Genomic DNA, 14,621 nt, shown 5'->3' with positions numbered 1-14,621 from the left:
ATCTATCGGCCGGTCAGGCGCGGCGGCTTCGTATCGCTTCCAGCGCTTCCTCCGACAGGCCGGAAGCGCAGCCGGGACAGCCGGCGGGAGTCTGTCCGCCGGCTTGGACCGCACAGCCCGCGCAGGCGCCTCTTTTGCTTTTTTTCCAGAAACGAACGAGGACATAAACGGAATAAGCGAACGCCAGTCCGATGATAATCCAGTTGATCATAAGGAATCTTCCTTTCTGCCGGGATTCAGACGAGACCGACCAGTCTGCCGCCCTGGTAAATGATCAGCGCGACGATGTAAGCGAGCACCAGCGAATAGCCCATCGAGAAAAAGGTCCAGCGCCATGAAGCCGTTTCTTTACGGATTACGCCGACCGTCGCCAGGCAGGGGATGTACAGCAGAATGAAGGCGATGAAGCTGAACGCCTGCAGCGGAGTAAAAGCCATGGCGACCTGGTGTTCCAGCCCGGCCATGTCGGGAACCTGATAAATGATATTCATAGTGGAAACGACGACTTCTTTGGCCATGAATCCGGTAATAAGAGCCGCGCCCGCCTGCCACGTACCGAAGCCGATAGGCTTCAGCAGCCCGGCCAGCGCGCCGCCGATGGAGGCGAGAAAGCTCTCGTTCATATCGACGCCTACGCCGCCCGGCCCCGTATTCGAAAGGAACCAGATGATGATCGAGCCGGCCAGAATGATCGTGCCCGCCTTGCGGAGAAATCCTTTGACTTTCTCCCATGTCATGCGCAGCAGCGACAGCGGCTGCGGCATGCGGTAAGGAGGAAGTTCGACGATGAAGAGGGACGGTTCGCTTTTCAGCAGAGTGCGGGAAAACAGCTTGGCCAGCGCAAGAGCGAGTACCATGCCCAGCAAATACAGTCCCATGACGACAAGAGCGCGGTTCGAAGCGAAAAACACGCCGGCGAACAGCGCATATACCGGAAGCCGGGCGGAGCAGGACATGAGAGGCACGAGCATCGTCGTCAGCAGCCGGTCTTTGCGCTGTTCCATCGTTCGAGCGGCCATAATCGCGGGCACGTTGCAGCCGAAACCGATAATGAACGGAATGAACGCTTTGCCGCTGAGTCCGACGGCTTCCATCGTCCGGTCCATCAACAGCGTGATCCGGGCCATGTAGCCGGAGTCTTCGATGAATGAAATCAGCAGAAACAGAATGCAGATCTGCGGCAGGAACACCAGCACGCCGCCGACTCCGCCCACGATGCCGTCGACGACGAGCGCATGCGTGAACGGCGAAGCGCCAAGCCAGGTCAGCGCGGTTGAAATCGCGCCGCTGAGAGAGCCCGAAATAAAGCCGTCCAGCACGTCGGACAGCAGGCTGCCCAGCCAGTCGAACGTCAGCTTGAAGATCAGGAACATGAGAGCCAGAAAAAGAGGAATGCCGAGGATCCGGTGGGTCACGATCGCGTCGATCCGCTCGGTTGCCGTATGGAGACGCTGCCCGGAACGGTCCAGGGCGCTCCGGCAGATCTGCGCGATGCGTTCCGTGCGTATTCTGCGCAGATAGGAGGGGATGTCGCTTTCAAGGCCCGAAGATTCCAGTTCTTCCGCGGTCTGCTCCAGAATCGAATCGACTTCGGCCGGTCGAACGGCCGCCGGCAGCGAAGCGCGTACCGCTTCGTTGCCTTCCAGCAGCTGCAGCGCCGTCCAGCGGGGATCCGAAGCGGAGGCCGTCCCTCCTGAGCTCAGCAGAGCCGCAAGGCGCGCCGCTCCCGCTTCGACTGCGGGACCGTAGTCGATCCGGAAGCCGCCGCTTCGAGAAGCTTCGAGCCCGCCCAGAGCGTGCAGGACTTCGGCGCAGCCCGTTCCTTTGCGGGCGACGATGGGCACGACGGGAACGCCCAGTTCGCGCTGCAGCGCGCCCGCGTCGACCGCGATGTTTCGGCTGCGGGCCACGTCGACCATGTTGAGTCCGATCAGCATCGGACGCCCGCATTCCAGCAGTTGGATCGTCAAGTACAGATTGCGTTCCAACTGCGAGGCGTCAACGATATTAAGAATGGAAGAAGGCGTTTCTTCCATTAAAAAGCGAGCGGCTACGCCTTCGTCCGGGGTAAGCGGCAGCAGCGAATACAGTCCCGGCAGATCGATGAGCCGGCCGCCGCGTCCGCGCAGCGTGCCGACTCTTTTCTCGACCGTCACGCCCGACCAATTGCCTACCGTCTCGTACGAACGGGTAAGCGTGTTGAACAGCGAAGTTTTCCCGGTGTTGGGATTGCCGACGAGAGCGAATTGATTCATAGCGGGGCGACCTCCATGCGTCCGGCTTCTTCCCTGCGAATGCCGATATGCTGTCCGGCGCATTCGAAGGTCAGCGGACCGCCGAACGGTCCCAGGCGAAGCACCGTCAGCACGCTTCCCTCCGCAACGCCCAAATCGCGCAGCCGGCGGCGCAGCATAGGGCTGATGCCGTTCAATCCGCGGACTTCGGCGGAATCGCCGGGCTTTACGCTTGCCAGCGCCTGGCGCCGGCCTTCTACTGCCTGTTGTCGAAACATTGGATTCCTCCTATAAAATAGCGGTGTCCGATACCGGTCGATCCCGCGGTTGAATGAGAATGAATATCAGTTAGTTTTTTGTAATGTATCATTATATCCCGAAAAGCAGCTGTGATATTTGTCATACAAAAGCGGTATTTCCGCTTTACTTTGCAAGTTGCCTTAAGTATGATGAAAAAGCTAAAAAAACGGCCTTTTCCGCTCCGGGTCCGTCGGGCGGCGAACAAAGCATAAGCAGAGAAAACGGGTTCCGGAAGAGAAACCTGTTTCTCCGCGCATAAAAGAAATTTGTCTCATTTTGACGAAGCGCGGCAGGAGTTAGCTGGCCGGCGTAGAATCTAAACGAAGGTGAGAATGATCCGATTATATGACATCCCAGCAGGACGGAAGTGAATTCATGAACCCAACTTCAGCGACGCGTCAACTGACTCTCTATCTTCTTTCCGTCTTTGTTCTCGTCCTTGTATCCGAAGTGATCGAAACCGTTTATTATCCCGTGGGGGCGGGCAGCCGCTGGGCTTCGGCTCTGCTGCTGCTGACCGCCTGCTTCTCGGTTACGGCCTGTCTGACGGTCTATTTCCACGCGACGCCGCTGTTCGATCGAAGGATCGGAAGCTACAGCAAGCGAATGGTCAAACTGATGGGAGCCGCAGGTTCGATCGAGCTGCTCTATCTGCTGACCAACCTGCGGCATTTCGTAACGGCTTCGGCACCCGGCCGCGCCGGCAGCGAATGGCTGCTGTCGTTGGCCGCGCTCGTGTACGCGGCCGGCCTGCTGCTGCTGTTCCTCCTGCCGAACCGTCCGGGCCGCGTCCCGAATCCGCTGCTGTATTTCGGCCTTCCGCTGTCGACGGCCGCGCTGGCGGGCATTTTGTTCTTTGTGCGTGCCGAGCTGTCTGCCGCCGGGGCGGCCGGCGTCGAACTGGCGCTGAGCGTGCTTGCGCTCGGCGCGTCGTTGTTCGCCGCGGCGAATTTGTTTGTTCGTTACCGCCGCAAACGGATCAAAGCCCTCTGGGTCGCGTCGCAATCGCTGGGACTTGTTGCGGCCGGCCAGCTGCTGCTGCTCCAGGCCGGAAGCGTCTCGGGCGTTCCGCTGCTTTTGGCCTCGGGCCTGCACGCGCTGGCCTACGCCATTTTGGTAAGCCAGGGGCTGCGTATGGCGATTGCGGAGCCGCTGCGCGAACGGCGCGAAGCGGAGGACCGGATCGAGTTCCTGGCCTACAACGACGATCTGACCGGCCTGCCGAATCGCAGAAGCCTGCATGCGAAGCTGGATTCGCGTTTCGACAAAGCTTATTCCGGCAAGACGGCGCTTATGGTGCTGAACATCAACCGGTTCAAGACGATCAACGATTCGCTCGGGTACGAGGCGGGGGACCGTCTGCTGGGAATCGTCTCCGAAATGCTGCAGAACCATATGAAAGAACCCGAGGAAGTATTCCGTACCGGCGGAGACGAATTCGCGGTCGTGCTTCCCGACAGCGGCGGGGAAGAGGCCATGAAAAGGGCGCATGCGCTGCTCGAAGAATTCGAGCGTCCGGTCAATGTGGGCGGAATGGAGCATTATGTGGCTCTATCGGCCGGCATTGCGGTCTATCCCGAAGACGGGCTTGCCGCTGACGGCCTGCTGCAGAGCGCGGACGCAGCCGTGCATCTGGCCAAAGAACAGGGGGCCGAAGTCAAACGGTTCTCCAAGGGAATGACGACGATCGCCCGGGAAAAGCTGGTTCTTGAAAGCGATCTGCGCAAAGGGCTGGAACGGGGCGAATTTTACTTGGAATATCAGCCCAAAATGTCGATCGAAAACGGAGCGGTTCTGGGCATGGAAGCGCTCGTGCGCTGGAATCATCCGCAGCGCGGCCCCGTGTCTCCCGGCGAATTCATTCCTCTCGCGGAAGAAAGCGGCCTGATCGTGCCGCTCGGCGAATGGGTTTTGTACGAAGCCTGCCGCCAGAATAAGGAATGGCAGGACAAAGGGTACGCGCCGCTCTGCATGTCGGTCAACCTGTCGATCCGCCAGTTCCGCCAGCCGAGACTGGCCGAGCAGATCGGACATATGCTGGAACGGATCGGACTTGAGGCGAAATACGTGGAGCTGGAGATTACCGAAAGCATGACCGTGGATAAGGATGCCGCTTTCGAACAGCTGAAGCGGTTCAAGCAGCTCGGCCTGCATATCAGCATCGACGATTTCGGCACGGGCTACAGCTCGCTGCATTACTTGAAAAACATGCCGATCGACCGGCTGAAGATCGACCGCTCGTTCGTCAGCGAAGTCATGAACGGACAAAGCGACGCCGCGATCGTGTCCACGATCGCCTCTATGGCGCATCACCTGAAGCTGAAAGTAACGGCGGAAGGGGTAGAGAACGAAGAGCAGCTCGCATTTTTGCGCAGTCAGCGATGCCATGAAGCGCAGGGGTTCTTGTTCAGCAGGCCGGTGCCTGCGGAGCGCTTCGAACGAATGTTTTTGCGCAGGGAAAAGCTGGGCTAAAGCTCGGAAATCCGCGGACAGAAAAAGCGTTTTGCTTAAGTCGAACGGCGAAACGCTTTTTTTTTGAAATAATGCTTGCAATCTTTTTTGATACATGGTATATTATTTCTTGTCCTCAAGAGGACGCAGTAATCAAAAGGCAACATCTTCTGCACAATGTCGGGACGTAGCTCAGCTTGGTAGAGCACCTGGTTTGGGACCAGGGGGTCGCATGTTCAAATCGTGTCGTCCCGACCATTTTATTTTTCCACTTACATATGCGGGTGTAGTTCAATGGTAGAACTCCAGCCTTCCAAGCTGGTAGCGTGGGTTCGATTCCCATCACCCGCTTATCGAATGTTAAGAGAACCGCTGCGCTGCAGCGGTTCTTTTTTTGCGTTGGCTGCCCTTTCGAATCTTACGGCGGGATAACGGCAAGAAGCACTGGACGTTTGCTTGTTCGCTTGGTACAATGCAATTACCGAAAGAATCGGCCTTGCCCTGGGACATCAGGCAGGGCCGATTTTGCTTTGCGAGGAGGCTCGGACAGGAGGCGGAGTAAGGAATGAACGATACATATAGGGAGCTGCGCAGCGATGCGGACCTGCTGGCGGCCGCGCTGCTGCAGGTGCTCGTTTATGTCGTGGACGCGCATGATACCGATGAAGTGGTCGATTTTGGCGGAGTTGTCGAAGCGTATACGCTGCTGCAGGTGAAGATCAACGGCGAATGGCATGGACGTCACGATCATTCCTTCCGTGTCGATCTGTGAGCACAATTGAAAATGACGCAAAAATCCCGCCGGACACGCTGCCGGCGGGATTTTTTTGGCTTGCTGTGAAATTCGGAATCGGAGAACCGAACGCGTTAAGAAGGCGCGACGGCAGAGTGGCGAATGCCGAGCACGGCCTGTCCTCCCGCGGATACCGAACCTTCGCTCATGGGAACGACGTCCAGGACGGCATCGACGCCGTCAGGCACGAGAATCGGCGTAACGGACGACAAGCCCGCTGTCCGAATCGCGTCGAGGTCGCATTCCAGCAGCGTTTGACCCGCACGAACGCGGTCGCCCGTCTGCACGTGCGCGGTAAATCCTTCGCCTTTGAGCGATACGGTATTGATTCCGACGTGGATCAGCAGCTGGGCGCCGCTGTCGTGCTCCAGAATAACGGCGTGGCGGCTCTTGTCCATGACCAGCGCCACCGTGCCGTCGAACGGCGCGAGGACTCGTCCTTCCGAAGGCTCGATCGCGATTCCCCGGCCCATGTGCCCTTCCGCAAAGGCGGGGTCCGGCACTTCCGACAAAGGAACGACTCGTCCGCTCATCGGAGCCTGGACTTCCAAAAGTTCGGAAGCTTCGACGTCGACGAACGTTTCGGCCTTCCCGGGCGCGGCGGAAGTTTCCGGAGCGCTCTCGGCGGAAGAGGAAGTGAGGGCCGGAGCCGGAATTGCGGGCTGACGGGAAGCTTTCGCCGCATTTTCGGAAGCGCCGGCGGCGTTCTCGACTGTCGTCTGCTCGTCTTTATAACCGAACAGCCAGGTCAGGGCGAACGAGACGGCCGCGCCGGCGACGTTGCACAGGATGTACAGCGGCAGCTGGTTGTTCAGGTACAGCAGCGTGCCCGGGATAACGGTAACGGCCATGCCGGTACCGGCCAGGTGCAGCAGGGACGCCAGGAACCCGCCTACGCCGCCGCCGATCAGACCCATCACGAAAGGCTTCATATAACGCAGATTGACGCCGAAGATCGCCGGTTCGCTGATACCGAGGAAAGCGGACAGCGACGAAGGCAGCGCGAGCGCCTTCAGCTTGGTGTTTTTGGTCTTCAGTCCGACCGCGAGGCACGCCGCGCCTTGTGCCGCCATCGCGCATGTGATGATCGCGTTGAACGGGTTGGCGCCCGTTCGCTCAAGCAGCTGGATCTCCAGGAAGTTGAAGATATGATGCACGCCCGTCACGACGACGATCTGATGGAAGAATCCGATCAGCAGGCCCGCGATGCCGAACGGCAGATCCAGCAGGAAGGTCGTGCCGTGCAGGACGACGTTTTCCAGCGAGTGGAACACCGGCCCGATCGCGAACAATCCGAGCGTAATCATGACGAGCAGCGTAATGAACGGCGTCAGGATAAGGTCCAGCGCTTCGGGCACTCTTTTGCGCAGGAACTTCTCGAATTTGGCGCCGATCAGTCCCACGAAGAAGGCGGGCAGTACCGAACCTTGGTAGCCGACGACCGGAATAAAGCCGAACATCGTCAGCGCCTCGGCGCTGCCGTCTGCGACGCTGTAAGCGTTGGGAAGCGCCGGGTTGACGAGCATCAGGCCGAGCACGATGCCCAGCACCGGACTGCCGCCGAAGACGCGGAACGCGGACCAGGCGACGAGCGCGGGCAGGAAAGCGAACGCCGTGTCGGTGAGCACTTCCGTGAACAGCAGGAAGTTCGGCGAGATGCCGTCTTTGGTCATGCCGAACCAGGCCAGCACCTGATCCTGGGTCAGCAGGCCGCGCAGGCCCATGAACAGGCCGGTCGCGACGAGAACGGGGATAATCGGAACGAAGACGTCGCCGAACGTGCGGATGGCGCGTTGGAAGGCGTTGCCCTGTTTTTTGCCCTGGCTTTTGATGTCTTCCTTGGACGTGCTTTCGATGCCGAGCTTCTCGACTTCCTCGAAGATCCGGTTAACGGTGCCGGTGCCGAAGATGATCTGATACTGCCCGGAATTGAAAAAGGCGCCTTTGACCTTGTCGGTATTTTCGATGCGTTTCTGGTCGATCTTTTCGTTGTCGTGCACCATGATGCGGAGCCGGGTCGCGCAGTGCGCGAACGAGGCGATATTTTCGCGGCCGCCGATGGCTTCGACGACTTCGAGGGCGATATCGCGGTTTTCGGACATGTCGTTCATTCCTCTCTTTAATGGAAAATGCCGGTTAAGCCGGAGCGTGCTGCGAGTCCATGAGCTTTTGGATATCTTCGATGGTCGGAAGGGCGGAGATAGCCCCCTTTTTCGTGGTGGTCAGCGCTCCGCTCGCGTTGGCGAACCGGAGCATTTCGCCGTGATGCTGTTCCAGCACGGCCGTCAAATTATCCGGCGAAGCGCCCTGCTTCAGCAGATGGAACAGGAACCCGCCGACGAAGGCGTCGCCTGCGCCGGTCGTGTCTTGAACGTCGACTTTGTATCCCGGCGACACGCAACGGCCGTTAGCCGTGTACAGCTCGGCTCCGTCGCCGCCGCGCGTATAGACGACCGCTTTCACGTCGCCGCGCAGCAGGGAGTGGAGCGCCGTTTCGGGATCCGCGATGCCGGTCACGAATTCCAGCTCTTCGTCCGAGATCTTGACCAGATCCGCTTTCGGGAGAAACTCCAGGATGGCGCGCCGGCAGCTGTCGGCGTCGTCCCACAGCGGAAGGCGTACGTTCGGATCGAAGCTGACCAGGCCGCCGGCCGCTTTGACGGCGCGGATCGCTTTGCGGTGCGCCTGCTTCATCGGGCTGTCGACCAGATTGACCGAGCCGAAATGCAAAATGTCGCCGGCTTTGAACAGAGCCGGATCGATCTCCTCCTCGGACAGCAGCAGATCCGCCGACGGATTGCGATAGAAAGAAAAGTCGCGTTCCCCGTTCTCCTTGAGCGAGACGAAAGCGAGCCCCGTATTGGCGTCGTTCGTTCGCGGAATATGCGCCGTGTCGACGCCCGCCCGCTCCAACTCTTCCAGCAGGAAGTCGCCGAAGGCGTCGCGTCCCAGCTTGGTCAGCAGGGAGGAAGGAGCGCCGTATTTGGCGGCGGCCGCCGCCACGTTGGCGGGGGCTCCGCCCGGCGCCCGTTCGAACGCCGTAACGTCTTTGAGCGCGCAGCCTTTTTGCAGAGGGATAAAGTCGATCAGCACTTCGCCGATCGCATACAGCCGGTTCATGGCGTCACCTTCCCGTAATCGATAATGTCGGCCGGCAGTCCGCGCGGAATCGCGCCGCCGCCGTACGGCCAATATGAAGCTTCGAATGCCGCGCTCCCGCCGTCCGCGAAGAACGAAATTCCCGTGCTTGCGGGATCGGGGAAAATGCGGGCCGTAAACACTTCTTCGCCGTCTCCGACGAATACTTCGACCGACGATACGTCGACGAACAGCCGGAATTCGATCGTTCGGCCGTTATCGCCTTCGACGGCGCAGCTTCGGGTCGTGCCGTATTCCGGGGCGACGGGAGCTCCGGAGCGGGAGCGGTCCAGCGCAACCGCGCGCCGGCCGGCGACGTAGGTCAGCACGGTGCGCTCCGTTTCGCCGGTGCGGAATTCGATGCCGAAGACGCCGCCGCCGGAAGCTTCGGACGGCTCGATCGTGCAGCGCAGCTCGTAAGCGTTGCCCTCCGCGCCTTCGAAAGCGCGTCGTTCGTCGTTCAGCACGGCGGAGAAGGAACGTTCCTCCCCGCGCAGGCTTTCCAGGCCGGCCGCCGGCCGCTGAACCAGCCGGCCGGCGCGGACGGACAGCTCTCTCGGCAGCGTCAGGCAGTGCGCCCAGCCTTTGCCGTCCGTCGGATATTCCAGGTCGGGCAGTCCCATCCAGCCGACAAGCAGCCGCCTGCCGTCCGGACCTTCCGTCGTCTGAGGCGCATAGAAATCGAAGCCGCGGTCGAGCTCGACGAACTCGCCGTGTTCGAATTCTCGGGTCGCCGCGTTCAGCGGGCTGCCCAGCAGGAAGCCGGATTGGTAAACGTTGCGGAAGCGTTCGCCGTCCGGTTCCAGGCCCTGCGGACAGAGCAGCAGCACGCCCGCGCCGTTCAGCTCGAAGTAGTCCGGGCATTCCCACATATAGCCGAAATCCGGCAGGGAGGTGCTAATTTCGCCTTCGAACTTCCAGTCGACCAGGTCCGGCGAGCGGTACAGCACGGCCGCTCCCGTCAGGTCGGCGCGCTGCGCGCCGATCACGCACAGGTACGAATCGCCGTCGCGCCATACTTTCGGATCGCGGAAATGATCCGTATAACCTTCCGGCACTTCGGCGATAACGGGCAGTTCGCGCTTGACGATGCTGCCGTTTGCGTCCATCACCGCCAGGCACTGATACGGATGGCGAATCCACTCGCCGTCCCGCGTGTTGCCGGTGTACATCAGATGCAGCAGTCCGTCTTTTTCGATCGCGCTGCCCGAGTAGGCGCCGTGCGAATCGTAAGGGCCGCCCGGCTCCAGTCCGATTCCGGCGTCTCTCCAGTGCGCCAGATCGGAGGAGACGACATGGTACCAATATTTCATGCCGTGATCGGTACCGAGCGGAAACCATTGATAAAACAGATGGTATTCGCCGCCGTAGTAAGCGAAGCCGTTGGGATCGTTCAGCAGTCCGGCGTGCGGCTGGATATGGTAGGTCTGTCTCCAGGCGCAGCTGTCGGCAAGTTCGGCCAAACGCCGGAGCTCGCCGGGTTCCGCCTGCCGGATCAGCCGGTATTTTTGTTGTCGCGTCATGTTCATCAAACTGGCCTTCTTCCGGTCATTATTTTTCGGAACCGGTTCCGAAAAAGATTAAAAATAGGAACCGGTTCCAAAAGAATGCAAACAATAATCGTTCCGTCTGATCGGTCGTTCCCGGTTCCTTTGTCCGCTCCGTATCGGAGAACAAAAAGGAACCGGTTCCGATTGCATTATACCGAAGCTGTGTTCAAATTGTCAACGCTTTCTTGAGGCAGTAGCTCGACGTCGATGACCGTAAGCCGCTTCACTTCTTCGCCCGCCGTCAGCCTGAGCATGCTGCGCGCCGCAAGCCTTCCCGCCTCGTAATAAGGAAAGCGGACGGTCGTCAGCGCGGGGTGGATGATCCCTGTTACTTCGTAGCCGCCGAAGCCGGTGATCGACAGTTCCGACGGGACCGACAAGCCGCGCATATGGGCCGTTTTCATGACGCCGAGCGCGATATTGTCCGTGGCGCAGACGATCAGCGAAGGGAGGCATTCGTCCAGAATCCGCTCCGCGGCCAGGCGGGCGTCTTCGATCTTGAAGCTGCTCTCGTAATAAAATATTTCGCAATCTTCGCATTCCTGCGCGGCGGCCCGGAAGCCTTCCTTGCGCCGCAGGCCGACCGCCTCGTCCTCTTCGGTTACCCCGAGGTAGGCGATGCGCCGATGCCCCATATCCAGCACGTGGCGGCCCATCAGCAGTCCGGCGCGGTAATCGTCGTACACCAGGCTGTGCAGCGCCGGATTGCTCTGACCGATCAGCAGCACGGGAATGCCCGCGGCTTCGGCGGTCCGCAGATGCTCCTCCGTCACCTGGGCCGGCATCAGAATGATTCCCGATACTTTTTGCCGCGCCAGATCGGTCATCGCCTCGAGTTCCCGGGTTCGATCCTGCCCCGCGTTGTACACGAGCATGCGTCCGCCCGCTTCGCGCAGCTCTTCGTCGATTCCGGTCATCGTCTGGGCCGCGGCGAACGAGTCCAGCCGGGGTACGATAGTGCCGATCAGGTTGTTGCGCTTGGCTTTGAGGCTTTGGGCGAACGTGTTGGGCACATAGCCGGCTTCCCGGGTGATGCGTTCCAGTTTTTGCTTCGTTTTGGCGCTGACGGAGCCGCCGTTCAGGTAGCGGGACACCGTGCTTTTGGCGACGCCCGCCATCCGTGCGATATCCGATATGTTTTTGTTCATGTCCGCTGATTCTCCTTACGTTTCGCTACGCCGATTTTACCACGTTCACAGAACTTTTGCAGAAAAGGGTATCGGTAGAGCGAAGGGATGCCGATAAAGAAAAGGAAGGGCTTTTTAGCCGGGGAGAGAATCACAAGGCGAAAGCTCCATCGGAGAAACGGGGAGTGGTACCGGTATGGAAAACCGCATGCACGGAAAACGGGGAAACGGAATCGGATTGGCGCTGATCGCGGGGATCGGCCTGTTGACTTATCTGGCTTTTGTAGGGGGCGTGCTGGTTCTGGCGGGGACCGGACTGCATGCCGTATGGGGCTTTTTATTCGGCTGATCGGGAAAAAAGGGTTGTCCGGAGCTGGAAGTTCCGTTATACTGGCCGTGTCGGCAGAGTCCGGCCATTCTGTAGAATTCGAGAGGTAACCACTATACGATGGATAACAAGATGTACCACCTCATCTAACTCGGCATATCCGCGTTTTTTCGAACGATTCGAAGAAAGCGGACCACGACAGGCGGACGCTCGATCGTTCGGCTGCGGCATGAGTGCGAGAGGGATACGTCTGTCTTCCGTCGGGAGCCGGCTGCCTTTTTTTGCGTACCCGCTTATCGGGATACGATCGCAAGCTCCGACGCAACCATACGTTTCTTTTTCCATCCGACTCGAAGTCCGCAGCGGCGATTGCCGTCCTGCGGACTTTTTTTGTCTGCGACTTTATCGGATAGAGAGGATGAAGCGTGTATGCGTACATGGATCACGGTCAAAGATTTGCGGAAGGAATGGGACGGACGGCCCGTGTTCGAAAAGGTAAACCTGGAAGTGACGGAAGGCGAGCGGCTGGCGCTGTTCGGACGCAACGGCTGCGGGAAAACGACGCTGCTGCGCATTCTGGCCGGTATGGAGGAAGCGGGCGGCGGCACCGTCGAACGGATGCTGCCGCTCGAAGAATGGGGCATGATGAAGCAGCAGGAGGAAGTTCCGCAGGGGATGACCGCATTGGAGCGGGCTTACCTTGAAAACGGCAGGCTGCATGCGCTCAAGGAACGGCTGGACCGATTGACGGCGGAGATGAGCGCGGGCGACGGGCGCGCGGCGCAGGCGTTGGAAGCCTACGGACCGGCGCTGGAAGCTTACGAGGCGCAAGGCGGTTTCGGTTGGGAAAACGAGGTCGAGAAGCAGCTGCGGCGCATCGGCATGCCGCGGGAGGCGTGGGAGCTGCCGTATGCTTCGCTCAGCGGAGGGCAAAAGACGAGAGTGCGCCTCGCGGCGCTGCTCGCCAAGTCGCCGAAGCTGCTGATCCTCGACGAACCGACCAACCATTTGGACGAAGAAAGTCTGCATTGGCTGGAAGAGCAGCTTAAAAGCTATGCCGGCACGCTGCTGTTCGTCTCGCACGATCGGCAGTTTATCGACGAGGTGGCGACGGCGGTCTGCGAACTGAATCCGGACGGGATCGTCAAATACCGCGGCGGCTATACCGATTACAAAGGCCATAAGGAGCGGGAACTGCGGGAGCACGAAGCGCTGCACCGCAAGCAGGAGCAGCAGCGCAAAGCGCTGGAAGAATCGATCCGCAACTACCAGCAGTGGTTTCTTCAGGCCCACAATTCGGCGGCGCATCAAAGCGAAGTCAAGATCACGCAGAGCTACTACAAAGCCAAAGCGAAAAAGAACGTTTCCCGCTATCACGCCAAGCAGAAGCAGCTCGAGCGTCTGGAAGCCGAAAGCGTGGGCAGCGTGCGCAAAGCGCCGCGGATGAAAATGAATCTGAAAGACGAAGGGTTCGAAGCGCGGACGCTGCTGCGGTTCGAACATGCGGATTTTTGCTACGGGGAGCGGGTCATTCTGAAAGATGCGCATTTCCGGCTGGATCGCGGCGATCGGCTGGCGGTGCGCGGGCCGAACGGAAGCGGCAAAACGACTCTGCTGCGTCTGGCGACGCAGAGGCTTGAGCCGACCGACGGGCGGGTAACGCTGCATCCCGGCGTGAAGATCGGCTATTTTTCTCAGGAGTTGGAAGGGCTGCCGCTGGAAAAAACGCTGCTGGATACCCTGCTGGAGATGCCCAATATGACGCAGACGGAAGCGCGCACGCTGCTCGGCTGTTTCCTGTTCTCCCGCGAAGACGTGTTCAAGACGATCGGCGATCTGAGCATGGGCGAAAAATGCAGGGCGGCGTTTATCCGACTGTACTTCGGCGGCGCCAATCTGCTGGTGCTCGACGAGCCGAGCAACTACCTCGACATCGATACCCGCGAAGTGATGGAAGACGCGCTGACGGGATATCGGGGCGCGCTGCTGCTCGTCTCGCATGACCGGATGCTGGTGCGCAGGGCTGCCAACCGGATCGCGGAGCTGGACGGGCAGGGCGGATTGACGCTGTTCGAAGGAACGATGGCCGAGCAGGAGGAGAGACGCAGGCTGCGGGAAGAAGAGCCGGAGAGCCGCGAGGAGAACGAACGGCGGCTGAGACTGGAATTGAGGCTGGCGGAGCTGCTGCGGGGAGAAGCGGAGAATCGGGCGAACGAAGGCGAAGAGGAGCCGGCAGGCGGCGCGCTGCGCGGAGCGGTGTCCGCCGAAGTCATGGCCGAGATCCGCGAGGTGAAAAAGGAATTGGCGGAGCTGGCCGTGAAGCGATCGGACGGGAGCACATCCTTTGGTTGACGCCGCCGCCGATTTTTTAGTAGAATGGATAGGCATCTTGTATTCGATTGACCATATTGAACATCGCGATGATGGAGAAGAGTAAGCGACGCCGCCGTACAGGGAGAGAATGCCGTGGATTGAGAGCATTCCCACGATCACGCCGCCGCCGAAGTTCGCTCCGGAGCCGCTTTCTGAACCGGGCGCCTGCCGCTCCGCATTAGGGAAGCCGGATTGACGACCCGATATCCTCGTCTCCGAGAGAAGCCCGGCCGCTGCGGCCGCGTCGTTTCCCCTGCCTGCGGGCCGGAGGGAAGGTTTCTGAATTAGGGTGGTAACGCGATCTTTTCGTCCCTTGGGGCGGGAAGA

General features: G+C 59.9%; 11 protein-coding genes and 2 tRNA genes. 6 read left to right on the top strand and 7 right to left on the bottom strand.

All coding sequences use genetic code 11. The features are described from left to right. Positions 1 to 13: 13 nt before the first annotated feature. From GYN08_RS11330 to GYN08_RS11320, 3 genes are read right to left on the bottom strand one after another with little or no spacing between them, the layout of a single operon-like run. Positions 14 to 211 (bottom strand): FeoB-associated Cys-rich membrane protein, encoded by a 198-nt coding sequence (locus tag GYN08_RS11330; protein ID WP_166274301.1) that lies wholly within the window; start codon positions 209 to 211, stop codon positions 14 to 16. A 25-nt stretch (positions 212 to 236) separates the two neighbouring features. Then, the gene (gene feoB, locus GYN08_RS11325; protein ID WP_166274300.1) at positions 237 to 2,255 is read right to left on the bottom strand and encodes a ferrous iron transport protein B; all 2,019 of its coding nucleotides are present in this window, start codon (positions 2,253 to 2,255) and stop codon (positions 237 to 239) included. Next, the gene (locus GYN08_RS11320) at positions 2,252 to 2,512 is read right to left on the bottom strand and encodes a FeoA family protein (protein WP_166274299.1); all 261 of its coding nucleotides are present in this window, start codon (positions 2,510 to 2,512) and stop codon (positions 2,252 to 2,254) included. Before GYN08_RS11320 ends, feoB begins: the two co-directional genes overlap by 4 nt. 397 nt (positions 2,513 to 2,909) lie before the next feature. Between GYN08_RS11320 and GYN08_RS11315 the strand changes: the two genes are divergently transcribed. From GYN08_RS11315 to GYN08_RS11300, 4 genes are all read left to right on the top strand, one after another. Beyond that, entirely contained in the window at positions 2,910 to 5,006 is a 2,097-nt protein-coding gene (locus GYN08_RS11315; RefSeq protein WP_166274298.1) for a putative bifunctional diguanylate cyclase/phosphodiesterase, read from the top strand. Between the two features lie 160 nt (positions 5,007 to 5,166). Beyond that, positions 5,167 to 5,243, top strand: a tRNA-Pro gene (locus GYN08_RS11310). 22 nt (positions 5,244 to 5,265) lie between these two features. Continuing rightward, positions 5,266 to 5,336: transfer RNA gene (locus GYN08_RS11305), tRNA-Gly, on the top strand. A 214-nt stretch (positions 5,337 to 5,550) separates the two neighbouring features. Beyond that, entirely contained in the window at positions 5,551 to 5,757 is a 207-nt protein-coding gene (locus tag GYN08_RS11300) for a hypothetical protein (protein WP_166274297.1), read from the top strand. Between the two features lie 95 nt (positions 5,758 to 5,852). On the opposite strand, the gene GYN08_RS11295 is transcribed toward GYN08_RS11300, so the two are convergent. The 4 genes from GYN08_RS11295 to GYN08_RS11280 all read right to left on the bottom strand — a co-directional run bounded on the left by GYN08_RS11295 (position 5,853) and on the right by GYN08_RS11280 (position 11,614). Continuing rightward, a complete protein-coding gene (locus GYN08_RS11295) occupies positions 5,853 to 7,880 on the bottom strand; it encodes a sucrose-specific PTS transporter subunit IIBC (protein ID WP_166274296.1) in 2,028 nt (675 codons plus the stop codon). A 34-nt stretch (positions 7,881 to 7,914) separates the two neighbouring features. Further along, entirely contained in the window at positions 7,915 to 8,898 is a 984-nt protein-coding gene (locus GYN08_RS11290; RefSeq protein ID WP_166274295.1) for a carbohydrate kinase family protein, read from the bottom strand. Beyond that, a complete protein-coding gene (locus GYN08_RS11285; RefSeq protein ID WP_166274294.1) occupies positions 8,895 to 10,445 on the bottom strand; it encodes a glycoside hydrolase family 32 protein in 1,551 nt (516 codons plus the stop codon). The genes GYN08_RS11290 and GYN08_RS11285 overlap by 4 nt, the downstream gene beginning before the upstream one ends. A 170-nt stretch (positions 10,446 to 10,615) precedes the next feature. After that, the gene (locus GYN08_RS11280) at positions 10,616 to 11,614 is read right to left on the bottom strand and encodes a LacI family DNA-binding transcriptional regulator (RefSeq protein WP_166274293.1); all 999 of its coding nucleotides are present in this window, start codon (positions 11,612 to 11,614) and stop codon (positions 10,616 to 10,618) included. A 175-nt stretch (positions 11,615 to 11,789) separates the two neighbouring features. On the opposite strand from GYN08_RS11280, the gene GYN08_RS11275 reads away from it, so the two are divergent. Continuing rightward, complete coding sequence (locus tag GYN08_RS11275) at positions 11,790 to 11,942, top strand: hypothetical protein (protein WP_166274292.1); 153 nt, start codon at positions 11,790 to 11,792, stop codon at positions 11,940 to 11,942. Between the two features lie 408 nt (positions 11,943 to 12,350). After that, positions 12,351 to 14,273, top strand: coding sequence for a ribosomal protection-like ABC-F family protein (abc-f, locus tag GYN08_RS11270; protein ID WP_166274291.1), 1,923 nt, complete (start codon positions 12,351 to 12,353; stop codon positions 14,271 to 14,273). Positions 14,274 to 14,621: the final 348 nt, after the last annotated feature.

The organism is Saccharibacillus alkalitolerans, assembly GCF_011090185.1.
GTDB lineage: Bacteria > Bacillota > Bacilli > Paenibacillales > Paenibacillaceae > Saccharibacillus > Saccharibacillus alkalitolerans.
This window is presented reverse-complemented; position numbering and strand designations above follow the sequence as displayed.